The organism is Actinomadura logoneensis (genome assembly GCF_003428695.1).
GTDB lineage: Bacteria > Actinomycetota > Actinomycetes > Streptosporangiales > Streptosporangiaceae > Spirillospora > Spirillospora logoneensis.
Window position 1 is genome coordinate 1 of record NZ_QURH01000010.1, and the last position, 22,669, is coordinate 22,669.

The 22,669-nt window shown below is 73.1% G+C and carries 20 protein-coding genes, 1 tRNA gene and 1 pseudogene; 9 read left to right on the forward strand and 13 right to left on the reverse strand.

Going from position 1 to position 22,669, the window contains the following annotated elements; genetic code table 11:
• Positions 1 to 127: 127 nt before the first annotated feature.
• On the reverse strand, positions 128 to 1,750 hold the full coding sequence (locus DZF91_RS00555; protein WP_117355559.1) for a long-chain fatty acid--CoA ligase: 1,623 nt from the start codon (positions 1,748 to 1,750) through the stop codon (positions 128 to 130).
• A gap of 426 nt (positions 1,751 to 2,176) precedes the next feature.
• Positions 2,177 to 2,602 (reverse strand): annotated as a pseudogene (locus DZF91_RS00560) (SigE family RNA polymerase sigma factor); the annotation flags it as partial.
• Positions 2,603 to 2,984: 382 nt separating this feature from the next.
• Between DZF91_RS00560 and DZF91_RS00565 the strand changes: the two are divergent.
• A complete protein-coding gene (locus DZF91_RS00565) occupies positions 2,985 to 3,995 on the forward strand; it encodes a hypothetical protein (RefSeq protein ID WP_117355560.1) in 1,011 nt (336 codons plus the stop codon).
• On the forward strand, positions 3,989 to 5,155 hold the full coding sequence (locus DZF91_RS00570) for a hypothetical protein (protein WP_199486313.1): 1,167 nt from the start codon (positions 3,989 to 3,991) through the stop codon (positions 5,153 to 5,155). Before DZF91_RS00565 ends, DZF91_RS00570 begins: the two co-directional genes overlap by 7 nt.
• Before the next feature lie 189 nt (positions 5,156 to 5,344).
• Here the strand turns inward: DZF91_RS00570 and DZF91_RS00575 are convergent, their stop codons facing one another.
• Positions 5,345 to 6,529: an ATP-binding protein gene (locus tag DZF91_RS00575; RefSeq protein ID WP_235833956.1), complete on the reverse strand. Its 1,185-nt coding sequence runs from the start codon at positions 6,527 to 6,529 to the stop codon at positions 5,345 to 5,347.
• Positions 6,530 to 6,860: 331 nt separating this feature from the next.
• On the reverse strand, positions 6,861 to 7,871 hold the full coding sequence (locus tag DZF91_RS00580; protein WP_117355562.1) for a pirin family protein: 1,011 nt from the start codon (positions 7,869 to 7,871) through the stop codon (positions 6,861 to 6,863).
• A gap of 142 nt (positions 7,872 to 8,013) precedes the next feature.
• Between DZF91_RS00580 and DZF91_RS00585 the strand changes: the two genes are divergently transcribed.
• Positions 8,014 to 8,472 carry a MarR family winged helix-turn-helix transcriptional regulator gene (locus DZF91_RS00585; RefSeq protein ID WP_117355563.1) on the forward strand — a complete coding sequence of 153 codons (459 nt, stop codon included), beginning with the start codon at positions 8,014 to 8,016 and terminating at the stop codon, positions 8,470 to 8,472.
• Between the two features lie 184 nt (positions 8,473 to 8,656).
• Here DZF91_RS00585 and DZF91_RS00590 read toward each other — a convergent pair whose 3' ends face one another.
• Positions 8,657 to 9,049 (reverse strand): hypothetical protein, encoded by a 393-nt coding sequence (locus tag DZF91_RS00590; RefSeq protein WP_117355564.1) that lies wholly within the window; start codon positions 9,047 to 9,049, stop codon positions 8,657 to 8,659.
• Positions 9,050 to 9,224: 175 nt separating this feature from the next.
• Between DZF91_RS00590 and DZF91_RS00595 the strand changes: the two genes are divergently transcribed.
• Positions 9,225 to 10,133, forward strand: a complete 909-nt coding sequence (locus DZF91_RS00595; protein WP_117355565.1) for a M15 family metallopeptidase — start codon at positions 9,225 to 9,227, stop codon at positions 10,131 to 10,133.
• 53 nt (positions 10,134 to 10,186) lie between these two features.
• On the opposite strand, the gene DZF91_RS00600 is transcribed toward DZF91_RS00595, so the two are convergent.
• Positions 10,187 to 10,369, reverse strand: coding sequence for a hypothetical protein (locus DZF91_RS00600; protein WP_117355566.1), 183 nt, complete (start codon positions 10,367 to 10,369; stop codon positions 10,187 to 10,189).
• 33 nt (positions 10,370 to 10,402) lie between these two features.
• The gene (locus tag DZF91_RS00605; protein WP_117355567.1) at positions 10,403 to 11,272 is read right to left on the reverse strand and encodes an alanyl-tRNA editing protein; all 870 of its coding nucleotides are present in this window, start codon (positions 11,270 to 11,272) and stop codon (positions 10,403 to 10,405) included.
• Between the two features lie 75 nt (positions 11,273 to 11,347).
• On the opposite strand from DZF91_RS00605, the gene DZF91_RS00610 reads away from it, so the two are divergent.
• Both DZF91_RS00610 and DZF91_RS00615 read left to right on the forward strand, forming a co-directional pair.
• Positions 11,348 to 11,437: transfer RNA gene (locus DZF91_RS00610), tRNA-Ser, on the forward strand.
• Between the two features lie 105 nt (positions 11,438 to 11,542).
• Positions 11,543 to 12,193 (forward strand): hypothetical protein, encoded by a 651-nt coding sequence (locus DZF91_RS00615; protein WP_147340922.1) that lies wholly within the window; start codon positions 11,543 to 11,545, stop codon positions 12,191 to 12,193.
• Between the two features lie 9 nt (positions 12,194 to 12,202).
• Here the strand turns inward: DZF91_RS00615 and DZF91_RS00620 are convergent, their stop codons facing one another.
• The gene (locus DZF91_RS00620) at positions 12,203 to 12,577 is read right to left on the reverse strand and encodes a signal peptidase I (RefSeq protein ID WP_117355569.1); all 375 of its coding nucleotides are present in this window, start codon (positions 12,575 to 12,577) and stop codon (positions 12,203 to 12,205) included.
• A 55-nt stretch (positions 12,578 to 12,632) separates the two neighbouring features.
• A complete protein-coding gene (locus DZF91_RS41615) occupies positions 12,633 to 15,293 on the reverse strand; it encodes a MinD/ParA family ATP-binding protein (RefSeq protein WP_235833958.1) in 2,661 nt (886 codons plus the stop codon).
• Positions 15,294 to 15,463: 170 nt separating this feature from the next.
• On the opposite strand from DZF91_RS41615, the gene DZF91_RS00630 reads away from it, so the two are divergent.
• Together DZF91_RS00630 and DZF91_RS00635 are read left to right on the forward strand one after the other, a co-directional pair.
• Entirely contained in the window at positions 15,464 to 16,426 is a 963-nt protein-coding gene (locus tag DZF91_RS00630) for an NAD(P)H-quinone oxidoreductase (RefSeq protein ID WP_117355579.1), read from the forward strand.
• 10 nt (positions 16,427 to 16,436) lie between these two features.
• Positions 16,437 to 16,976, forward strand: a complete 540-nt coding sequence (locus DZF91_RS00635) for a bacterial proteasome activator family protein (protein ID WP_117355570.1) — start codon at positions 16,437 to 16,439, stop codon at positions 16,974 to 16,976.
• Positions 16,977 to 17,104: 128 nt separating this feature from the next.
• On the opposite strand, the gene DZF91_RS00640 is transcribed toward DZF91_RS00635, so the two are convergent.
• The 3 genes from DZF91_RS00640 to DZF91_RS00650 all read right to left on the reverse strand — a co-directional run bounded on the left by DZF91_RS00640 (position 17,105) and on the right by DZF91_RS00650 (position 20,234).
• The gene (locus tag DZF91_RS00640; RefSeq protein ID WP_235833960.1) at positions 17,105 to 17,941 is read right to left on the reverse strand and encodes an HAD family hydrolase; all 837 of its coding nucleotides are present in this window, start codon (positions 17,939 to 17,941) and stop codon (positions 17,105 to 17,107) included.
• A gap of 175 nt (positions 17,942 to 18,116) precedes the next feature.
• The gene (serS, locus tag DZF91_RS00645) at positions 18,117 to 19,376 is read right to left on the reverse strand and encodes a serine--tRNA ligase (RefSeq protein ID WP_117355572.1); all 1,260 of its coding nucleotides are present in this window, start codon (positions 19,374 to 19,376) and stop codon (positions 18,117 to 18,119) included.
• A gap of 57 nt (positions 19,377 to 19,433) precedes the next feature.
• Positions 19,434 to 20,234, reverse strand: coding sequence for a class I SAM-dependent methyltransferase (locus tag DZF91_RS00650; RefSeq protein ID WP_199486314.1), 801 nt, complete (start codon positions 20,232 to 20,234; stop codon positions 19,434 to 19,436).
• Positions 20,235 to 20,363: 129 nt separating this feature from the next.
• On the opposite strand from DZF91_RS00650, the gene DZF91_RS00655 reads away from it, so the two are divergent.
• Complete coding sequence (locus DZF91_RS00655) at positions 20,364 to 21,620, forward strand: FUSC family protein (RefSeq protein WP_147340923.1); 1,257 nt, start codon at positions 20,364 to 20,366, stop codon at positions 21,618 to 21,620.
• Between the two features lie 67 nt (positions 21,621 to 21,687).
• Here the strand turns inward: DZF91_RS00655 and DZF91_RS00660 are convergent, their stop codons facing one another.
• Positions 21,688 to 22,551, reverse strand: coding sequence for a hypothetical protein (locus DZF91_RS00660; protein ID WP_117355574.1), 864 nt, complete (start codon positions 22,549 to 22,551; stop codon positions 21,688 to 21,690).
• Positions 22,552 to 22,669 lie beyond the last annotated feature (118 nt).

A 22,669-nucleotide genomic window follows, 5' to 3' on the forward strand; every position in this document is an offset into this window, starting at 1 on the left:
CGCCGCGGCCCGGGAGCACATCCCGGCCGCGGCGGCCCGTCCGTCGTTCGTCCTGGTCGTCCGGGCTCGGTCGGCGAAGAGAAGGTGACCCGCACAGCCTCCAGCCGACCAGCCTCGCCCGGAGGGGTCAGTCCAGGTGCTCGACCGGGAGCGCGCCGTCCGCGTAGCGCCGCCGGAGCACCTTCTTGTCGAACTTTCCGACGCTCGTCTTCGGGACCTCGCCGATGAACGTCCAGCGCTCCGGAAGCTGCCAGTGCGGGACGTGCTCGCCGAGGAACCCGCGGAGATCCGCGGCCGTCGTCGTCGCGCCCTCGCGCAGCACGACCGACGCGAGCGGACGCTCCTGCCAGCGGTCGTCCGGGACGCCGACGACCGCCGCCTCGACCACGTCCGGATGCGCCATCAGGCGGTTCTCCAGCTCGACGGAGGAGATCCACTCGCCGCCGGACTTGATGACGTCCTTGGCCCGGTCGGTCAGCACGAGGTAGCCGTCCGGGTCGAGCGTCCCCACGTCGCCGGTGCGCAGCCAGCCGTCGTGGAACCGGCCCGCGTCCTCCGCCTTGACGTACGCGCCGGTGATCCACGGACCGCGGATCTCCACCTCGCCGACCGACGTCCCGTCGTTCGGTATGACCCGGTCGCCGTCACCGACGATCCGCACCTCCAGCCCGGCCAGCACCCGGCCCTGCGAGATCCGGTACCGGACGGCCTCGTCCCCGGTCACGCCGACCGGCGGGTGAGCGACCGTCGCGACCGGCGAGGTCTCCGTCATCCCCCACGCCTGGACGATCCGGACGCCGAGCTCGTCGAACCCCCGTAGCAGCGACTCCGGCACCGCCGACCCGCCGCACGGCACGAGCCGCAGCGAGGACAGGTCGCCGCCGTGCTCCCGGACGTGCCGCAGCAGGTCCGCCCAGATCGTCGGGACGGCGCCGGCGACCGTCGGACGCTCCGTCTCGATCAGCTCGACCAGGGGCGCGGCCTGCAGGAACCGGTCCGGCATGACCAGCGACGCTCCGGCGAGCAGCGCCGCGTAGGGGAGCCCCCACGCGTTCGCGTGGAACATCGGGACGACCGGCATCACCCGGTCGGACGCGCTGAGCCCGAACGCGTTGCCCGTCGCGGCGGACATCGAGTGCAGGTACGACGACCGGTGCGAGTACGCGACGCCCTTGGGGTTGCCGGTCGTCCCGCTCGTGTAGCACATGGCCGCGGCCTGGCGTTCGTCCAGCTCGGGCCAGTCGAAGTCGGGGGAGGCGGCGGCGAGCAGGTCCTCGTACGAGTGCAGGTCCTTGCCCGCGCCTTCGAGCGGCGCGGTGTCGGCGTCCCCGACCACGACCACGTGCCGGACGGTCTCCATGTCCGGCAGGACGGTCGCCAGCAGTGGCACGAGCGACGCGTCCACCAGGACGACCCGGTCCTCGGCGTGGCCGGCGATGTAGGCGAGCTGGTCCGCCGACAGGCGGATGTTGAGCGTGTGCAGCACCGCGCCCATGGACGGGATCGCCAGGTACGCCTCCAGGTGCTCGGCGTTGTTCCACATGAACGTGCCGACCCGCTGGTCGCCGTCGACGCCGAGGGCGCGGAGCGCGTTCGCGAGGCGCGCGGCGCGCTCACCGACCTCGGCGAACGTCCGGCGGCGCGGACCGTCCGCCGTCCAGGTGACGACCTCGCGCGTCCCGAAGGTCCCGGTTCCGAACCGCAGGATCGAGGTGATGGTCAGCGGGACGTCCTGCATGGTGCTCCACACGGCGCGCCTCCATGTCCGGTTCCAGATGGTGAACCGGATTCTGGTGGCTGCGCGGGCCGCTTGTCAGTACCTCGGAGTCAACTCGAGAACATTCCTTACCGGCCCGCGAGCAGGCACAACCGTCGCAGAATCCCTCAGCGGAGCCGCTTCACCGTCTCCCTTGACTCGGGGCTCCCATCGAACTCCAGACTCTCCCGCCCGAACCCTTCCGTCCTCTTCGTTTCAGATGTCGCCGTCGGCGCCGGGCGTTTCATCCGAATCCCGTTCGCCGGTGTCGCCCCGCTCTTCTCCGTGCTCGGCATCCGCTCCGGTCGCCGCCGTCCGGTGGCCGTCGCCGCCGCCGGGACGCTGCTCGGTCGGCGTTCCGTGCGGGTGGGGCTGGGCGTCGGCGGGGTCGTGGGTGTTGGGCTGCGGGAAGTCGGCCTCCAGGCCCGCGTCGTCGCGGAGCTTGGCCATGGCGCGGGAGACGGTGCTCTTCACGGTGCCGACGCTGATCCCGAGGACCTCCGCGATCTCGGTCTCCGGCATGTCCTCGTAGTAGCGCAGGACGACGGCGGCGCGCTGCCGCGCGGGGAGGCGGCCGAGCGCGCGGCCCAGGGCGTCCTGCATCTCGCTGCGCCCGGTGTGGTCGGGCACCGGGCGGTCGGGCAGCTCGTCGGTGGGGTAGACCTCGAGCTTGCGCCGCCGCCACCAGGAGATCTGCGTGTTGACCATGGCGCGCCGGACGTACCCGTCCACGGCGGCGCGGTCGTGGATCCGGTCCCAGGCGAGATAGGTCTTGGCGAGCGCGGCCTGCAGCAGGTCCTCGGCCTCGGCGCGGTCGCCGGTCAGCCGCATCGCGGCGCGCAGCATGACGGGTCCGCGCGCCGCAACGTAGGCGCGGAACTCCTCATGCCGCGTGCTGGTCACTTCACCACCGGGGTCCGGTCGCGCGGTGTCCGCCGGCGAGGCCCGCCGGCGGCGGCGTCCGGCGGGGTCCGCCGGACAGGGGCCGGCGCCCCGGACGGCCTCGCGCCGCGACCGCCGCCGAAGATCCCGACCCGCTTCGACCATGACACGGTGACCGTAATTCCGGGCCAACGGCCGCGGCATATTCGGGTCAACCCAGAGGAGGATGATTCGCCCGAGTAGGGGAAAAGCAATCCGCCCAGCGACTTATAACGACAAATCCGTCGACAGGGCGACCACTCCGCGTGAAGTCTTGACCGCACCTGCTGACAGCCGGAGGACAGCGATGCCCGCACAGCGCGACCCGTCCGTCCGGCGGCGGTACCGCCGGGCCGTGCTGGGCGGCGCGCCGTCGCCGGCCGCGACCGCCCGCCCGCCACTGCGCGTCCTGACCGGGACCGTGGTGGACGCGAGCCCGCACGTGCTGGTGCTCGACACGGCGTCCGGGGAGGCCCGGCTGCCGATGACGGCGACCACGGCGGTGTGGCACGGCGGGCGCGGGGGCCCCGCCGCGCTGCGCCCCGGCCGGCAGGCGGTGGTCAGGATGGACGCGGACGGCCTCGCCGCCGACCGCGTCTGGCTGGACATCGGCCGGGTCACCGGAACCCTGCTGTCCGCCCGCCCGGACATGCTGGAGATCGACCTCGGCCCGCACCGGGGCCGGGCCCGCGTCGCCCTCGACGCGCGGGCGCTCCGGCTCGTCCAGGTGCGGCATCCGCGGCTCGACACGGGCTACCTGGTGGACGTCCTGTGCGTCCGCTCGCCCGGCGGGCCCCGGGCCGTCGCCCCCGCGACGTCCCAGCCCGGCCACCGGGCCGACGACCTCGCCTCCCCCGCGCCGGACGCGTCCGTCCCGGCGACGACGCGCGGCACCGTGACCTGGTCCGGCTGGCCGGGCGCCCCCCAGAGCACCGGGATGGGGGACGGCACGACGTTCGCCGCCGGGCCGGGGGGAGGGCCGCCGGACCGCGCGGTCGCGTACCCGGCGGTGGACGGAGAGGGGGCGGCCGGGGGGTGCGGGGAGGCGCCTCCCGGCTGCGTCCCCCTGCCGCTGCTGTCGCTGGGCAGCGGGCTGGACGTGGTCAACGAGTGCACGGGCCGCGGCGCGGAACTGGTCGTCGCCGAATGCGGATGCGTCGCGGCGCGGTTCTGCGACCGGTGCGTCGAGTGCGGGACGTCCCCCCGGGGCCGGATCGCCGAGCTCGGACCGGCGGCGTTCGCGGCGCTGGGCGGCGACCTGGACGCCGGATGCTTCAACGCCGCGGTGCGCTGGGGAGTGGGGGTCGGGTCATGGTGACCGTCGTCGAGGACGTCCAGGTGCTGCTGCTCGCGGGAGTCCTCCTGGCGGCGTGCCTGGCGAAGCTGGCGGTGCGGGAGCCGGTCGCGGCGGCCTCGCACGGGCACGGGGGGACGCGCGTGCACGGTGTCCCGATCGCGCACCGGCCCGCGCACGTGCTGCTCCTGCTGCGAGGTCGCCGCGGCGGGATCGCCCTGGGCCTGGCGGAGGGCGTGCTCGGCCTGGCCCTGCTGCTGTCGTCGCAGCTCCTCGTGCGTGTCGTGGCGGCGGTCGGCTTCGCGGGAGCGACCTGGGCGGTGCTGGAACTGCGCGCGCGCCGTCCGGAAGGGGGCTGCGGCTGCTTCGGCGGACTCAGCGTGAAGCGGGTCGGCCGCCGCAGCGTGCTCCGGGCGGCGCTCTTCACGACCGCCGCCGTGGTGTCGCTCGGCGCTTCCCGTTCCGGCGTGGACGTGCCGCGCCTGGACGACGTCCGGGTCGCGGGCGTCCTGCTGCTGGAACTGGCGCTGTTCGCGTCGCTCTCCCCCGAACTCGCGCTCCTGTGCCGCCTCGTTCACCGACGCGCCCGCACGTTCGGACGCCGCGCGCACCGGGACGTCCCCTGCGGACGCAGGCCCAGCCCACTGGCGGAGACCCTCGCGACGCTGCACGCCAGCAGCGCCTGGCTGGTCTTCGAGAACGCCCTGGTCAGCGCCGTCCCGCTGGACGTCTGGCGGGAGGGCTGCCACCGCTTCCTGGTCTACCGCGCCCGCCTCCACGGCACCGACATGGACATCGTGTTCGCGGTCTCCACGGCCGCCCGCGACCGCGAGGTGCGCCATGCCCTCCTGCCGGCACGGGCACCGGCTCCGGCACCGGTCCCGGATTCGGTACCTCACCCCCCTGCGGCCATCGCGCGCGCCCGTGAGTTCGACCGGCCCATCCCGCCGCCGCCCGTTCGTGACGCGGACGTCCCTCTCCTGCCGCCGTCTCCCGTCCGGCTCTCCCAGGAACATCGCGCACAGGCCCGGACGTGGAGGCGCCGGGAGCGGCAGGCTTACGAGCGGGGAGGCGCGGGCGCGACGGCCGACGCCGCGAGCGTTCTCTACGGGTCTCTAGCGACAGCGCAAGACGGCCGTAGAGAACGCGATGAGGTGCCCATCGGAAAATCTACGGCTCTCTAGTGCACGCGCTAGGCAGCCTTATATTTCACTCGTCAGGACCGTCTACGGGCTTCTAGCGGTGACGCGAGACGGCCGTAGAAAGACCGAGCGGCATCTGACGATGCGCCTGTCTACCGCCTTCTACCTGCGGTGTTAGAGAGCCGTAGAGAGTGGTCGGCTTCGCCGAGGTGGTCAGCCCCGCCGAGGTGGTCAGGCCGGCTGGGAGCGGAGGAAGTCGCCGAAGTGCGGGACGGTGAAGGCCACCAGGCCGCGTTCGGCGCTGTAGATGAGTCCTTTCTTGATCAGGCCGTCGCGGGCGGGCGAGAGGCTGGACGGCTTGCGGCCCAGCTCCTCGGCGACGGCGGCGGTGGGGACGGGGTCGTCGCCGAGCGCGGCCATGGCGCGCATGTAGTCGCGTTCGGCGGGGGTCGCGCGCTCGTAGCGGCTGCCGAAGAAGCCGACCGCGAGCTCGCTCTCGGCCTCGGGCGCGGCGACCTTCACGTCGTCGACGGTGATCGGGGTGTCGGGGGCGACGTCCCAGGCGACCTTGGCGTACGCCTGGACGAAGTAGGGGTAGCCGTCGGCCGCGCCATACAGCGCGTCGAGCGCGTCCTGGGTGAAGGTGACGTCCTCGCGCTCGGCGGGCGCGAGCAGCGCGACGTCGGCGGACGCCCGGTCGAGCCGGTCGATGCGGGTGTAGCGGAACAGCCGCTCGGAGTAGGACTTGCTCGCCGACAGGACGGCGGGCAGGTGCGGCAGGCCCGCCCCGACCACGATCAGCGGGCCGCCGCTCTGCGACAGCTCGTGGCAGGCGGCGCACAGCGCGGACACGTCGTCGGCCGGGACGTCCTGCATCTCGTCGACGAACAGCGCGATGCCCGCGCCCACGTCGGTGGCGACGGAGGCCGCGTCGGTGAGCAGCTCGGTGAGGTCGATCTCCAGGTCGCCGGAGTCGGCGCGGCCGCGTGAGGCGGGCACGTCGATGCCCGGCTGCCAGCGGTGCACGCGCGCCTTCCCCTTGGCGTCCTCCTCGGGCCCGGCCTGCGCGAACGCCTTGAGCACGCCGAGGAAGCCCTCGATGCGGTCGGGCGCGCGGTGCCGGGGGGCGAGCTCGCGGACGGCCATGTGCAGCGCGGACGCGACAGGACGGCGGATCGACTGGTCGGGTCGAGCCTCGATCTTGCCGGTGCCCCACAGTCGCTGCATCGCCATGGACCGGAAGGTGTTGAGCAGGACGGTCTTGCCGACCCCCCGCAGGCCAGTGATGATCATGCTGCGCTCGGGACGGCCCCGGGCCACCCGCTCCAGCACGACCTCGAACTGCTTCAGCTCGCGGTCGCGCCCGGCCAGCTCGGGCGGGCGCTGGCCCGCGCCCGGGGCATAGGGATTGCGCACGGGATCCACGGTCTCGGACTCTATGAGCCCGTATAGCCGTGGCCGTAGATTTCCGTAGAAAGGCGTACGGCGTGTCGCGTCCGCGCACGCTCGCGAGCGGGCGTGCGAGGGAGCGGCCACCGTCGCCACCATGCTCACCTCCGTCGGAGCGGATCGATCTTTCTCGAACCTGTGTTCGAACTGTTCGAACACAGTAACGCATCCCCGTCCCGTCCGTCAGCCCGCCGCGCAAAGAAACGGCCACGCCTCGGTGAGGCGTGGCCGTTTCGCGTGAATCACCAGGTCAGGCAGCCCGGAAAGGGAAGGCCGCCCGGCCGGGGAGGGAAGCCCCTCAGGACAGGGACTCGTCGCGCTCGGACAGGTGCGGGAGCTTCTCGGCCGGGATGGTCCCCATCCGTCCGGCCTGGAAGTCCTCGAACGCCTGGACGATCTCGTCCCGCGTGTTCATGACGAACGGTCCGTAGCGGGCGACCGGCTCGCGCAGCGGCATCCCGCCGAGGATCAGCACCTCCCAGCCGTTCCTGCTCGCGGTCGGCTGCGACTCGGCCGCGCGCAGCATCAGCCCGTCCGTCTCACCCTGGTGGTGCGAACCGGCGAACGCCGCGAGCTGGCCCTCCTCCAGGCCGACCTCCTCGACGCCGACCGTCCCTCGCCCGGACAGGACGTAGGCGACGGCGTTGAAGTCGCGCGGCCACGGCAGCGTGAGCCGCGCGCCCGGCGCGATCGTCGCGTGCAGGTAGGTGATGGGCGTGTGGGTGACGCCCGGCCCGTCGAACCCGCCGACCTGCCCGGCGATCACGCGCACGAGGGACGAGCCGTCGTCGGACGACAGCAGCCTCACGTCCTGCGCGCGGATGTCCTGGTAGCGCGGCTTGGCCCACTTCTCGGCGCGCGGCAGGTTCACCCAGAGCTGGACGCCGTGGAACAGCCCGCCCTTGGCGACCAGCTCCGGCGGCGGCTGCTCGATGTGCTGGATGCCCGCGCCCGCGGTCATCCACTGCGTCGCGCCGTCCGAGATCAGACCGCCGCCACCGGTGGTGTCGTGGTGCTGGAAGGCGCCGTCGAGGATGTAGGTGACGGTCTCGAAGCCACGGTGCGGGTGCCAGGGGGTGCCCTTGGCCTCGCCCGGCGCGTACTCGACCGCTCCCATGTGGTCCAGGAGCAGGAACGGGTCGGCCATGGCCAGGTTCACGGACGGGAACGGGCGGCGGACCTGGAAGCCCTCGCCCTCCACGTGCCGCTCGGCGGTGACGACCTTGGCCACGCGCCGCCAGTCGGTGCCCTCCCGGCCCAGGCGCGGCAGGCGGGGCAGGGTCATCGGGTCGGCCAGCACGGCGGGCATGGCGTCTCCTCTCGGTCGGGTCCCGGACCGGCGCCCGGGGCTCACGTGGACCGGAACACTGTTGAAGGTTCAACTATTCCGGCCGGGACCCACTGTAGGGCAACTTAGTTGAAGGTTCAACCTGGAGGCTATACTGCCCGGCATGACAGAACCGCGCTGGCTCGGCGCCGCCCAGCAACGCGACTGGCGGGCCTTCGTGGACGGCAGCGTCCGCCTCACCGAGATCATGGACCGCGACCTCAAGGCCAAGCACGGCCTGTCGGTCTCGGAGTACGAGATCCTGGTCCGCCTCTCCGAGGCCCCCGAACGCAGGCTGCGGATGGCCGAGCTGGCCGAGCACGCCAGCCAGTCCCGCAGCAGGCTCTCCCACACCTGCTCACGGCTGGAGTCCAAGGGCCTGGTCCGCCGGGACAACTGCCCGAACGACAAGCGCGGCGTGTACGCGTTCCTCACCGACGCGGGGTTCGAGGCCCTCGACCGCGCGGCCCGCGACCACGTCGAGACCGTCCGGGACTACTTCGTGGACGTCGTCGACCCCGCCGACCTCGAAGCGATCGGACGCGCCTTCACCGCCGTCCTCAGACGCATCGACTCCGCCTGACGCCAGGCAGCCCATCCGCCGCCCCGTCTGACCCGTCCGACCGGCTGATCCGCCGATCCGCCCCGCCCCCGCCACCCCGGCCGTTCCGCGCCACCCCGGTCCGCCTCGCCCCGGTTCGCCGCCGCCGCGGGCTCCGCCCGGCCTCCGCTCTGCCCGGTCTCAGCCAGGCCCGGCCGGCCGCGCGTCAGAGGGTGAGGCCGGTCAGGAAGCCGACCGACACCAGGGTGAGGAACGCCCAACCGATCATCATCCCGAAGCCGAACGGCCGTCCCCGGCCGCCGACCTTCCACACCAGCAGCGAGCCGAGCCCGAACGCCACCACGATCAGCGCCACGAACTGCGGCAGCGTGCTCGGGCGCCGCGACATCATCATCGGCGCGTACATCATCACCAGGTCGACCAGCGCGAACGTGAGCGCGCCCGCCGCGCCCGTCCACAGGTCGGCGCGGGCGGGCAGCCGGGGCGGGCGCTCCCAGCGCAGCCGGGGCCGCTCGGCGGGCGGCGCCTCCACCGTGGAGGCCACCGCGAAGATCTCGTCCTGCAGGCTCGGGACCTGGTCGTCCCGCGGTTGGGTCATCGCTCCCCCTCGGACCGGGCGGGGGTCCGCATCAACGGCGTGTCCACGTCGTTCCGGTCGTCCGCCGGCCTGGTTCCGGTCGTCCGTGGGGCCGCCGGTACGGGCGCGCCCCTGCTCGCACGGTAGCGAACCGAAGGTCCCACGCGAAGGCCGCCGCCCGTGTCATCCTGCTGAAATGCCGTTCCACCGGACTCCCAGCTCCCGGATCCGCACCGTCCGCCCCGGCGCGGCGGGACCGTCCCGCCGTCCGACCGGGCCTCTTCCCACGCCCGCCGGAACCAATCGCGGCACCTCGGTCCTCACGCGCACCGGGACGGGACGCAGGGCCGCCGTCCTCGGGACCGCGCTCGTCGTGGCCTCGGCCGCGGCGACCGGATGCGGCCACGGGTCCTCCAAGTCGCCCTCGGGCGGGTCGCCCGCCGCGCCGCCCACCGCGACCGGCCCCGGCGGCACGCCCACCGCGACCGGGACCGTCGGCACGGCGACCGCCACGTCCTCGCCCACCCAGGACCTCAACCGGTTCCACGCTCGGGTCGACCGGGTGACCGCCAAGGACCTGCCGCACTCGTGGCGCTCGGGATGCCCGGTGCCGCCGTCCGGGCTCCGGATGATCGTGATGAACTACTGGGGGATGGACCGGCGCCCGCATCCCGACGGACGGCTCGTGGTCAACGCGTCCGCCGCGAACAAGCTCACGGGCGTGTTCCGCAAGCTGTTCGAGAACCGGTACCCGATCCACAAGATGGTGCCGGTGGACGCCTACAAGGGCAGCGACTTCGACTCCATCGAGGACGACAACACCTCGGCGTTCAACTGCCGGAACGCGACGGGGGCCGGGCACTGGTCGCAGCACGCCTACGGGCTCGCCGTGGACATCAACCCCTGCGAGAACCCGTACGTCACGGCCGACGGCCACATCGAGCACCCGCGCTGCGTGAAGTTCGGCGACCGCTCGCGCCGCGACCCCGGGCTGATCCACGCCGGCGACTCCACGGTCAAGGCGTTCGCCTCGATCGGCTGGGGATGGGGCGGAAGCTGGCCCGGCACCCGCGACTACCAGCACTTCTCCAGTACCGGCCACTGACACGCCGCCGGGCGGCCCGGGGAACGGGCGGTTCGTCGGGGCGGGCGGCGGCGCTACACCATCGTGACGAGCGCGACCACCAGGACGACGGCGACGACCGCCACGGCCGCGACGCCCACGACGAGGCCGACGTTGCCGCCCGACACCTTCTTCTCGGGCTGCTGCTGCGCCTTCGCGACGAAGTTCTCGAACTGGTGCGTGGTACCGGCCGGGTCACTCGGCGTCTGCTGGGACATGCGGTGCAGAGTAACGGAACCGTTCCTGGCGTTTCATGCCGTTTCCACTCTTGTCTCCACGACCAGCTCCTCGCCGGAGCCGGACAGTTCGAACCGGACGCCCGCCCTCACCAGCTCGCCCGTCCGCCGCAGATGGGTCCCGCCGCAGGGCAGGGACGCCGGGCCCTCCGGCAGGTCGCAGCGCCAGATCCGGCGTGCCTCGAGCTCGTCCGACGGCGCGTCCACCCGCACCGGCGCGTCCGCGGCGATCCAGTCGGCGAGCCGGGCGTTCACCGACGCCGCGACGCCGTCGAGCTCGTCGCGCAGGCCGTCCGGGACGAAGCCCCGCTTCCGCAGCGACCTGCCGATCCGGTAGGTGTCGACGCTGCCGCCCGGCACGATCCGGGACGCGGTGATCGCGAGCTGGTCGAAGTCGGGACGGCCCAACGCGTCGGTCCGCGGCGCGTCCCGCCGCCACCGCTCCGCGAGCGCCTCGTTCAGCGCGAGCGCCATCAGGTGGCAGCCGGTGTGCCCGGCCGACAGCGCCCGCCGCCGCACCGGCTCGACGTCCAGCTCGACCGGCTCGCCCTCCGGGACGCGGCGCTCCAGGACGTGCACGACCAGCCAGGCCCACTCGGGATCGCCGCGCCGGACCGGGATGTCGTCCCCGGTCAGCAGCGGCCCGCCGGCCAGCGGCGCCGCGCCCGTCACGCAGTCGGCGACCCGCAGCTCCAGCTCGTCCCAGCGCAGCACGCCGGTGTCGCCCGGCTGGTCAGGCCAGGTGCCGTCGAGCGGATGGAACGGCGTCTCCGCCACGACCACTCCCCAGCCGCCGTCCACGGGCGCGGCGGCGACCACCCGCGACCGGCCGCTGACCTCGCCGCTCGGGAAGGTCACCGCGGTCGACTCCTTGATGTCCCCCATTCCGCGAAGCTACCAACCGTGTCCGTCCTGCCCGGACGTCGCCCTCTTCCCGCACGCTAAGGTGGGGATGTCCCAGGAGGCTTCGCCTAGTGGACGAGGGCAACGGTCTTGAAAACCGTCGAGCCGGCACTCCCGGTTCCGTGGGTTCGAATCCCACAGCCTCCGCGCATACGAACCCCCGATTCCCGCCCGGGGGTTCTTCCTTTTCCCCGGACGACCCTTTGCCCAAGGTTGGCCGCCCGCTTGTCGCCGCCTCGGAATCATCGAACGGTGCCGAAGCCGAGTGACACGACCTCCAGGGCCAACGCGGTGGCGCTCGGCGGCCTGCTGTTCCTGCTGCTGCGGCTCCTCGCGGTCGCGCACTACAACTGGGACGTCGCGTTCGCCCTCGCCGACACCGTCAACTTCGACGACGTGATCGGCGTGGTCGTCGGCACGTTCCTCGGCGCGGCGGGCTTCACCGCCGTGCTCCTCGCCCTGCTCCTGCCGGTCGCGGTCGTGCACCACGTCCGGCGGCTGCGCGAACGGACCTGGAGACCGCACGACCTGGTCATGCTCGCCGTCCTCGTCGGCGTGTTCGCCGCCGCGCTGATCACTCTGCGGGACTGGGTGACGCTGCTGGTCGTGCTGGCGGTCAGCTCGGCGTTCCTGCTGGCCGTCCAGCGGGACGGCCGCGCGCGTGGATGGCTGGAGCGGGCGTCCGCGCACCTCGGCGCCATGGTGTGGCTGGCGCTGTTCGCACTGGCCGGGCTCACCGACACGGTCTGGGTGCCCGAGGAACGCCTCGTCCTGAAGGACGGCGGCGCCGTCAGCGGCTACGTGATGGACGTGCACAGCCCGTACACCGAGGTGCTGACCGCGCACGACCGGCGGATCCGCATCGTGACGAGCGAGAACGTCGTGTCGCGCGCGGAGGAGTAGCGCCGCTCCTCAGAGTTGCGGGACGGCGAATCCGGGGATCGACGGCCAGCGGACGGTCAGGACGGTCGAGTCCTCCTCGGCCTCCCACGAGTGGTCGACCTTGTCCCAGACGACGTAGTCGCCCTGCTCGGCGAGCACCACGTCCCGTCCGGGGAACTCCATCCGGAACCGGCCGCCGATCAGCACCAGCAGCGCCGTCCGCTCGTCGCCGGTCGCCCACTGCGCGCGCCGCTCCCCGGCCGGATGCACGCCCCACTTGATCTCGACCGCGTCGCTGTGCCGGATGTCGCCCTCCGGCTTGAAGTGCCCGAGCAGCCAGCCCCGGTCGCCCGCGGCGTCCACCGGCGCCCGGCCCACGTAGATCCCGTCGTCCGCGTCTCCCACGACGAGCGACCTTAGCGCCCGTCCCCGCGCGCCGGGGGGACGGGCGTCCGGGCGGTCAGGTCGCGGAGGGCCGCTGCCAGGCGAAACCGTCGCCGACGACGGCCGCGAGCTGCAGGTACGCCTCGCGGGTCGCGGGGGCGAGCGCCTCCAGCTCCAGCTCCGCGCCCTCCTCCAGGTGGTCGTCGTACGGGATGCGGACGACGGCGCGGCAGCGCGACTCGAAGTGCGCCTGGAGCTTGTCCAGGTCCACCTGGCTGCGGGTGCGGTTGCGGACCATCGACAGCACCACGACGCCGTTGCGCACCAGGTGGCCGTGGTCGTGCGCCTCCAGCCAGTCGAGCGTGGCGCTCGCCGAGCGCGCGCCGTCCACCGACGGGGAGCTCACCAGGACGAGCTGGTCGGCGAGCGCGAGCACGCCCGCCATCGCGCTGTGCAGCAGGCCGGTGCCGCAGTCGGTGATGCAGACCGAGTAGTACTGCTCCAGGACGACCGCGACGGCCGAGTAGTCCTCGGCGCTGAACGCCTCGCTGACCGCCGGGTCGCGGTCGGACGCGAGGATCTCCAGCCGCGCCTCGTTCTGCGAGGTGAACGCGCGGACGTCGGCGTACCGGTGCACGCGGTCGCGGTTGTTCAGCAGGTCGCGGACCGTCGCGGCGGTCTCCAGCCGGACCTTGTCGCTCAGCGTCCCGCGGTCGGGGTTGGCGTCCACCGCGATCACCCGGTCGCCGCGCAGCGACGACAGCATCGAGCCGAGCCCGGTCGTGGTGGTCGTCTTGCCGACGCCGCCCTTCAGCGACATCACCGCGACCCGGTGGTGCCCGCCCGCGACCATCGTCCGGGCGCGCGCGACCAGGTCCTTGCGGCGCAGTTCCGAGGACGACTCACCCGGGTGGATGTTGCCCGCCGTGGCCTTGTACACCGCGCGCCGCCACCCGCCGGACGGCGCGATCTTGCGCTCGCCGAGCAGGTTCTCCGAGCTGAGGCTCTCCGCGCCCTGCGGCTGCGCCGGCTGCGGGGGATACCCCGGCTGCGCGGGCCCGCCCGGCTGCCCGGGCTGCGGGGCGTATCCGGGAGCGGGAGCGCCCGGAGCGGGAGCCCCGGGAGCGGGGGCGGGAGCGCCGGGAGCGGGGGCGGGAGCGCCGGGAGCGCCGTACCCGCCGGGCGGCGGGACGACCATGCCGGGATGCCCGCCCTGCGCGTCCGAGGGCGGGATGGGGAAGCCCTGGGGCCCCATGCCGGGCGCGAATCCGCCGTCCGGGCCGGGCGCGAACCCGCCCGGCGCGGCACCGTACGCACCAGGCGCGCCGTAAGGGGTGCTCCCGTCGGGCGCGGTGCCGGGAGCACCAGGCCGATAGCCGCCTTCGGGCGGAGCCTGGAACCCGCTGTCGGGCGCGGGCGCGGCGCCGGGAGGCCCATACGCGAAGCCGCCTTCAGGAGCGGAGTTGGGCGCACCAGGCGCGTACCCGCCCTCGGCAGGAGGCTGGAACCCGCCCTCGGGCGAGGCGTTGGGGGCGTGGCCGCCTTCGGCCGGAGGCTGGAAACCGCCGTTGGGCATAGGCGCACCAGGCGTCCCGTGCGGGAAGCCTTCTTCGGGCGCGGGCGCGGGCGCGGGCGCGGGTGCGGGCGCAGCCGCGAAGCCGCCCTCAGGCGCGGCGTTCGGGCTACCGGGCGGATAGGCGCCGTCAGAACCGGATCCTGTCTCCGACGTGGGAGCCGCGTACGGGGAGCCGCCCTCGGGCGGAGACGAGGTGCCGTTCTCCGGCGTGGTGCCCGGCGCACCCGAAGCGAAACCGCTGTCGGACGCGGGGCCGTGCTGGAACGCGTTGTCGCCGCCAGGAGCGCCAGGAGCACCAGAAGCGCCCGCAGGCGGGAGGGGGCGGCCGTCCGGGGCCGAGTGCGGGGGCTGGTCGCTGAGGGCGCCGGGATACGCCGGGAACGCCCCCGGCTCGCCGAACTGCTCGGGGCCGGGCGGCGGCGGCACAGGGGCGCCGTCGCCGGGCGGGTAGGGCGCGTCCATCGGCGGCGGTCCCCAGGACGCGCCGGAGGGGTCGTTGGGCGCGTACGGCGGCGGCGGGACGGCCGGGACGCCGAACGGCGGCGGGTTCTGTCCCTCCGGTCCGGCCATGCCGGGGCCGGGAGCGCCCGGGAACTCAGAAGCAGGAGCGCCGGGGAAGCCGGCGCCGGCTGCGTCGGGAAAGCCGGGACCGGCGGCGTCGGGGCCGTGCCCCGGCGCGCCCGGGTATGCCGCGGGCGGGACGGGCGCGGACTCGTAAGGCTGCGGGTCGCTCGCGAACGGCGGCGGCCCGGCCGCGTAGGGCGGGGGCGCGGGAAGGCCGCCGTAGGGCGTCGCGGGGGGCGCGGGACGGCCGTCGACCGGGGGCGGCGGGGCCAGCCACGGGTTCGCCTCGTCCTGCCCCGGCTGCCGCGGTCTGCCGATCGGACCCGGCGGGTACACGCCGCCGCCCGGCTGCGGCCCGGGGGCGGGGGGCTCGAAGGCCGTGTCGGCGCTCGCCTCCGGCGCGTCGTCCTTGGGCTGACTCAGATCGTCGGACTCGCCTGGCTTGCCATTCTCACCGGGCTTGCCCGCCTGTTCGGACCCGGCGGCGGAGTCGGCCCGGTCGTTCGCCGGCCGGTCGTCCGCGGGGTCGCCGCTCATCGCGTCCAGGGAGGCGAGGCGCTCCTCCAGCGAGGGACCGTCTTGATCGTTCCGTGCCACCGTCACTCCCCTCGGCGCTGCCATTAAACGATCTTTTACCGACATGGACGACGGCAACGACCATGAGCAGGATACCGACGCTTCTTACCGCATATCACGGGCGTTGCACGCCTTTTCCGGACGGGTGGTACGGCGTTCGGGCCGGTGGAGCGCCCGGTAGCGTGAAGTCCATGCACGCCATCGTGATTCGTGAGCCTGGAGACGCCGACGTGCTCGGGTGGGACGAGGTCCCCGACGCCGAGCCCGGTCCCGGCGAGGTCCTGGTGGAGGTCGCGGCGAGCGCCGTGAACAGGGCGGACGTGCTGCAGCGCCAGGGCTTCTACGACCCGCCGCCCGGCGCGTCCCGATATCCGGGGCTGGAGGTGTCCGGCCGCGTCGCCGCGCTCGGCGACGGCGTGACCGGCTGGAACGTCGGCGACGAGGTGTGCGCGCTGCTCGCGGGCGGCGGGTACGCCGAGAAGGTCGCGGTGCCCGCGGGGCAGCTGCTGCCCGTCCCGAAGGGCGTGGACCTGGTCGAGGCGGCCGGGCTGCCCGAGGTCGTGTGCACGGTCTGGTCGAACGTGTTCATGCTGGCGGGCCTGCGTCCGGGGGAGCGGTTCCTGGTGCACGGGGGTGGCAGCGGCATCGGCACGATGGCGATCCAGCTCGCGTCCGCGCTCGGGTCGCCGGTGTCCTGCACCGTCGGCAGCGAGGCGAAGGCCGCGCGGTGCCGCGAGCTCGGCGCGGACGTCGCGATCGACTACCGCCAGGACGACTTCGTCGAACACGGCCCGTTCGACGTCGTTCTCGACAACATGGGCGCCAAGTACCTGGCGCGCAACGTGGCCGCGCTCGCCCCGAACGGGCGGCTCGTCGTCATCGGGTTGCAGGGCGGCGCGCGCGCCGAGCTCGACCTCGGCGAACTGCTGCGCAAGCGGGCCGCGGTGCACGCAACCTCGCTGCGCGCCCGTCCGTTGGACGAGAAGGCCGACATCGTGCGGAGCGTGCGCGAGCACGTGTGGCCCCTGCTGGAATCGGGAAGGGTCCGTCCGATCGTGGACCGGACCGTCCCGATGTCCGAGGCGGCGCGGGCCCACCGCCTCTTGGAGGACGGCGCGCATGTCGGCAAGATCCTGCTGACCCTGGAAAAATGAGGTGTGTGAGATGAACGAGCCTTCGCGGAACCAGCCGGAGCAGGAGCCGCAGGTGCTGGTGGTCGGGCCGAACGGGATCGCGATCGAGGGTGCCCCGGGCGACGGCGACAAGGACGAGAAGTCCGTCGCGGAGATGGTGGAGCAGCCCGCCAAGGTGATGCGGATCGGCGGGATGATCCGGCAGCTCCTGGACGAGGTCAAGGCCGCCCCGCTGGACGAGGCGAGCCGGGCCCGGCTGCGCGAGATCCACCAGTCGTCGATCAAGGAGCTCGAGGACGGCCTGGCCCCCGAGCTGGTCGCCGAGCTGGAACGGCTGTCCCTGCCGTTCACCGAGGGCACCGTGCCCAGCGAGGGCGAGCTGCGGATCGCGCAGGCGCAGCTCGTCGGCTGGCTGGAGGGCCTGTTCCACGGCATCCAGACCACGCTGTTCGCGCAGCAGATGGCCGCGCGCGCCCAACTGGAGCAGATGCGCCGCGCCCTTCCGGCGGGCATGGTCCAGCCGCAGGGCGACGACCGCGACAACCACCGCCAGTCCGGCCCGTACCTGTAACCGCCGCGGAACCGGTCCCCACCGACGCGGGCTCGGTCCCCACCGACGCGGCCCGGAGCCGGTTCCCACCGGCCCGGAGCCGGGTCCGACCGCCGGGGAGCCGGTTCCGACCGGCCCCGAGGCGGTGCTCAGCCCTCGGGGAAGAGGCGTTCGAGGACGCGGGCGACACCGTCCTCGTCGTTGCTGCCGGTCGTGTCGGTGACGGCGGCGAGGACGTCCGGGTGCGCGTTGGCGACTCCGAACGAACGGCCTGCCCAGGTCAGCATGGGCAGGTCGTTCGGCATGTCGCCGAACGCGACGACCTCTCCCGAGTGCAGCCCGAGGTCGTCCGACGCGACGACCTCTCCCGAGTGCAGCCCGAGGTCGTCCGCGAGCTCGGCGAGCGCGGTCGCCTTGGTGACGCCGTACGCGCTCATCTCCAGCAGCCCCCGCCCGGACGAGTGGGTCACGGTGACCAGGTCGCCGACCGACCGCTGCGCGCGCCGCGCCAGGCCGTCCGGCTCGCTGTCGGGGTGGAACGCCAGCAGCTTGGTGCCGGGCCGCGCGATCAGCTCCTCGCCCTCCACCGGCCGTCCGCCGATCGCGTCGGCGTCCCAGCGGCCCAGGTTGTAGCGCGCCTCGAACACGAACCCGTCGGGGTACTCGACGGCGAACCGCAGCTCGGGCTCCGTCGCCCGCAGCCGCTCCACGACCTTGGCGATCACGTCGGGCTCGATCAGCCTCGCCTTGAGCACCGCCTCGGTGTGCAGGTCGTACCGGACGGCCCCGTTCGCGCAGATCGCGACCCCGCGGTGCCCGACCGCCTCGGCGATCTCGTGCATCCAGCGCGGCGGCCGTCCCGTCACCATCACCACGGTCGCCCCGGCGCGCTCCACCCGCCCGAGGGCCTCGACCGTGCGCGCCGAGACCGTCCCGTCGGACCGCACGATCGTGCCGTCCAGGTCGGTCGCGATCAACCGGGGCATGCGAGCGGCCATGTCACCTTCCAGAAGGCCCGTACCGCGCCATGATCGAGCCGCGGTCCTCCCGAGCTTAGGCGACCGTCCCCCCGCTCCCGCCACCCCGTCGGCGCACCCGTTCCACCCGGAACGCGAAGAAGCCCGTCCTTCGCGGTGAAGGACGGGCTTCCTGCGAGATCGGTCAGCGCTTGACGGGCTCCAGGACCTCCAGGCCGAGGAACTTCTGCAGGGCCTCCGGGACGCGGACGGACCCGTCGGCCTGCTGGTGGTTCTCCAGGATCGAGACCATCCAGCGGGTGGTGGCCAGGGTGCCGTTCAGGGTCGCGACCGGGCCGCTCTTGCCGTCGGCGTTGCGGAACCGGACCGACAGGCGGCGCGCCTGGAACTCGGTGCAGTTCGACGTCGAGGTCACCTCGCGGTAGCAGTTCTGCGTCGGGACCCACGCCTCGCAGTCGTACTTGCGGGCGGCGCTGGTGCCGAGGTCGCCCGCCGCGACGTCGATCACCCGGTACGGGATCTCGACCTTGGCGAGCATCTGCTTCTCCCAGTCGAGCAGGCGCAGGTGCTCCTGGTGCGCGTCCGCCGGGTCGCAGTAGGAGAACATCTCGACCTTGTCGAACTGGTGCACCCGGATGATGCCGCGGGTGTCCTTGCCGTAGGAGCCCGCCTCCCGCCGGAAGCACGACGACCAGGCCGCGTACCGCCGCGGCAGCGCGTCGATGATCTCGTTCATGTGGTAGGCGGCCAGCGGCACCTCGGACGTCCCGACCAGGTACAGGTCGTCCTCGGGGAGCTGGTAGACCTCGGCGGCGTGGGCGCCGAGGAACCCGGTGCCCTCCATCGCCTCCGGCTTCACCAGCACCGGCGGGTACATGGGGACGAAGCCGTTCTCGACGGCCTGCTCCATGGCCAGGTTGAGCAGCGCGTACTGGAGCCGCGCGCCGACGCCGGTCAGGTAGTAGAAGCGCGCGCCGGACACCTTCGCGCCGCGCTCCATGTCGATCGCGCCGAGCGACTCGCCGAGCTCCAGGTGGTCCTTCGGCTCGAAGTCGAACCGGGGCACCTCGCCGACGTGCTCCAGGACGACGAAGTCGTCCTCGCCGCCCGCGGGCGCGCCCTCCTCGACCAGGTTGGGGACGACGCGCAGCACGTCGTTCAGCTCGCCGCCGAGCCGGTCGGCCTCGGCCTCGGCGTCCTTCACCTGCTGGGCCAGCTCCTTGGCGCGGACGAGCAGCGCCGCGCGCTCGTCGCCCTGGGCCTTGGAGACGGACTTGCCGAAACTCTTCTGCTCCGCGCGCAGCCGCTCGAACGACGACTGCGCCGCGCGGCGCCGCTCGTCCAGGTCGAGCAGGGTGTCGACGACGGTCTCATCCTCGCCGCGGGCGCGCTGGGAGGCGCGCAGCCGCTCGGGATCCTCTCGAAGAGCTCGCAGGTCAATCACGAGTCCGAGGCTACCGGCCCGGGACGTCCGCCGCGCGCCAATATGCCTCGTCCGCGATCAGCGGACACCGGTGGCGATCAGGGCGTTGGCGGGCAGCGCCAGGCGTCCGTCGGACGTGGCGTACCGGGCGGCCAGCCGGTCGTAGGCGGCCTTGACCTTCGCGATCGTGGGGGCGTCCTGGCGGGAGACGATCACGCCGTTGGTGCCGATGCGGGCGAGGGCGCCGGTCGTCCACCACTCCTCGGGGTCGACGAGGTGCGTCCACCGGAGTTCGGCGTCGCGGGCGTCGGTGAGACCGGCCTCACGCAGGAGGCCGGCGAACGGCCCGCGCTTGCCCAGTTCGGCGAACGGCGGGGTCGGGATGTCGTCCGGGACGGGCACCCCGGCCTCCTCCAGCGCCTCCCCGACCAGCGACAACGCGCCGGACGGCGGCATCTCCCAGCAGGTCAGGGCCAGCTTCCCGCCGGGCCGCAGGACGCGCGCGAACTGCCGGACGGCCTCGTCCGGACGGCTTGTATGGTTGATCACGAAGTTGCCGACGACCGCGTCGAACGACGCGTCCGGCAGCGGCAGGTCGGGCAGGACCGCCTCGCGGACGTCCAGGCCCGGCACGTTCGCGCGGGCCGCGGCGGCCATGCCGGGGTCGGCGTCCACCGCGACGACCGACGCCCCGCGCCGCACCGCCTCCCGGGACACCACGCCCGGCCCGGTGCCGACGTCCAGCACGCGGGTCCCGGACGTGACGTCCGCCGCGTCCAGCAGGGGGCCCGCCGACCACGCGCTCATCCTGGCGAAACCGCGCTGGTACGCGTCGGCCCGGCCGTCCCAGAGATCCCGTTCATAGGTGTCGAAGTCCACCGGCCCACCGTAGTTCAGCGCGCGCCCGCCCGGCCGGGTCCGGCGCCCGCCGTCCGGTCGGGACGGAATCTTTGCCTGCGATCACCCGGAAGGGGACAAAACATCATCTTCAGTAGAAATGTGAGGAGCGTGGTCAGCCCCCGGGTCCGGGTGGCAGCGCAGGACAGCTTCCGGCTGACGGTCATCGCCGTGATGGCCTACGGCCTGGCGCGCTGGGTGCTCCCACACGGAACCCCGCTGCCGCTGCTCGCCCCGCTGACGGCGCTGCTGGTCGTCCAGGTCTCGGCGCTGATGACCCTGCGGTCGGTGTGGCAGCGCGTCCTCGCCGTGACCTTCGGCGTCCTGACGGCCGTGGCCCTCGGCGACGGCCTGGGCTTCTCGTGGTGGAGCCTCGGCCTGGCGATCTTCGCCGGACTCGCCATCGGCTACGGGATGCGGCTGGGCGACCAGGCCCTGGAGGTCCCGATCAGCGCGATGCTGATCTTCTCCCTGGGCGCCACCAACGAGGCCGCCGCCTGGGAGCGGATCTCCGAGACCCTGATCGGCGCGGCCGTCGGCCTGGTCGCCGGGCTCGCCTGGCCGCCGCTGCGGATCGGCGAGGCCCGCGCGGCGCTCACCGAGGTCGCCGACCGGATCGCCGAGGTCGCGGACGGCATGGCCGCCGGCCTGCGCGCCGAGCCCGGCGTGGACGAGGCCGAGAACTGGCTGGCGGACGCCAAGCGGATGTTCCGCGAGATCGCCCGCACCGACGAGACCATCGGCCAGGCCGAGGACAGCGTCCGGCTGAACCCGCGCGCCCTCTCCCTGATCGACGCCGGCGTGGCCCTCCGGGACGGCCTGGAGATGCTGGAGCACTTCTGCCTGTCCCTGCGGACGATGAACCGCGCGATCGTGGACAGCGTCCGCTCCGAGGACGACGAGGAGAACATCCTGACGAGCGGGGAGGTCCGCGTCCGGCTCGCCGACGTCATGGACGAGCTGGCCGAGGGCGTCCGGGCCTACTGCGAGCTGGCCGTCACCGACCTGACCCGCAACACCGTCCCACGCGAGCTCGAACAGCGCCTGGACGCCATCGTCGAGTCCGCCAGCGAGGACCGGCACCGCCTCGCGGACCTGCTCTCCGAGCAGGAGAGCGGCATCCGCCAGCGGACCCTGTACGGCGAGATCATCATGCACATCGACCGGCTGATCAACTACCTGCACCCCGAGCACCGCGAACGCGCCCGCGAACGCTGGCGGGGCCGCGACCTGGCCGCCCGCCACCTCCCCGACCGCACCGCCGGCATCGTCCGCCGAACCCGCCGAACCCGCCGTCAGCGCGGACGGGGCACCGACCCCCACCGCCGCGACAACGCCCCCGCCCGCCGCACCAACACCAACCAGTGACCCGGCGGCGCGGCGTTCTGGAGGTGGGACACGTTGCCTTGCGCGCTGGTACCTCGCTTGGCCGTCGTCAGCCCTCGCTGAACACCTGGCCCACTGAATCAGCCTCGAAGGTGCGTACCAGCCATCGCTTCAGTGTCGCGGTGTCGGTGCAGGTGGCGATGCGTTCCCGATCGGCGTCGGTCAGCTCGAACCCCCGCGCCGCGAGTGCGGTGAGCAGCATCTCCTGCTCGGCATCGGCACGGATCTCTTCGAAGAGCCTCTTGTCCTTGATGATCGTGCTCACAATCTGCCTCCAGGGTTCGAGCAGGCTGCTCTTGGCCAGCCCGGCGTGAAGGAAACTCCCCAAGAACTGGGCGGTCTCCAGGTCCTGCTGCTTGAGAGCGGCCAACCCCTCTTCCAGAGCCTCGATTATGCCCGGCGTGGGTTCACCCGACGCGTGCGTGAGGACACGGAACGCCGCGGACATCGGGTCGCGGACGAACTCGGCGGCCGAGGTCAGCGGGCTCACGTTGTCCGGTGCCAGGACGATCGGCCAGGTGCACTGGGACGGCCGCTCCGCCAGCCCGGTGAAGATGGCCCGCCGTGCCCACTCCGCGGTGCCGACCTCATGGCAGACGACGATGAGGGTCACCTCGCAGTCGTACTTGTTGCGCAGGTAGGCCACGTAGTACGGCCACGCCTTCAGCTTGTCCCGGGCGACCCGCTCCTGCGCCTCGATGACCACGATGTGCGAGCCGTCCACGGTCTCGACCATCAGGACGGTGTCGGCTTCGGACTCGACCGTCCGGATCTCGTTCAGGTTCGGGTTGATCTCGTGGACGGCGAGCACCTTGGGGAAGCAGAGGCCCGCCGCCCTGTCCAGGAAGTCGGCGAACAGGCGAGGATCATGGCGGAAGATCTGATGCAGCGCCTCGTGTGGGGGCTTGACCATGAGCGGAACATTACTCCCCGCGTTCGAATGATTACCTCGAGTTCGAGGATTTCCATCCGTGCGAAGGTTCGAAAAGCGCGAGGGCCGCCTCCCGACCTGGAAGGTGGCCCTCGCCAGG

What these genes read in the sequence shown, in the direction of transcription:
- DZF91_RS00565 (WP_117355560.1), top strand. Translation starts at nt 2,985, where the DNA reads ATGCCCGCACAGCGCGACCCGTCCGTCCGGCGGCGGTACCGCCGGGCC.
- DZF91_RS00570 (WP_199486313.1), top strand. Translation starts at nt 3,989, where the DNA reads ATGGTGACCGTCGTCGAGGACGTCCAGGTGCTGCTGCTCGCGGGAGTC.
- DZF91_RS00580 (WP_117355562.1), bottom strand. Translation starts at nt 7,871, where the DNA reads ATGCCCGCCGTGCTGGCCGACCCGATGACCCTGCCCCGCCTGCCGCGC.
- DZF91_RS00585 (WP_117355563.1), top strand. Translation starts at nt 8,014, where the DNA reads ATGACAGAACCGCGCTGGCTCGGCGCCGCCCAGCAACGCGACTGGCGG.
- DZF91_RS00590 (WP_117355564.1), bottom strand. Translation starts at nt 9,049, where the DNA reads ATGACCCAACCGCGGGACGACCAGGTCCCGAGCCTGCAGGACGAGATC.
- DZF91_RS00595 (WP_117355565.1), top strand. Translation starts at nt 9,225, where the DNA reads ATGCCGTTCCACCGGACTCCCAGCTCCCGGATCCGCACCGTCCGCCCC.
- DZF91_RS00600 (WP_117355566.1), bottom strand. Translation starts at nt 10,369, where the DNA reads ATGTCCCAGCAGACGCCGAGTGACCCGGCCGGTACCACGCACCAGTTC.
- DZF91_RS00605 (WP_117355567.1), bottom strand. Translation starts at nt 11,272, where the DNA reads ATGGGGGACATCAAGGAGTCGACCGCGGTGACCTTCCCGAGCGGCGAG.
- DZF91_RS00630 (WP_117355579.1), top strand. Translation starts at nt 15,464, where the DNA reads ATGCACGCCATCGTGATTCGTGAGCCTGGAGACGCCGACGTGCTCGGG.
- DZF91_RS00635 (WP_117355570.1), top strand. Translation starts at nt 16,437, where the DNA reads ATGAACGAGCCTTCGCGGAACCAGCCGGAGCAGGAGCCGCAGGTGCTG.
- DZF91_RS00640 (WP_235833960.1), bottom strand. Translation starts at nt 17,941, where the DNA reads ATGCCCCGGTTGATCGCGACCGACCTGGACGGCACGATCGTGCGGTCC.
- DZF91_RS00660 (WP_117355574.1), bottom strand. Translation starts at nt 22,551, where the DNA reads ATGGTCAAGCCCCCACACGAGGCGCTGCATCAGATCTTCCGCCATGAT.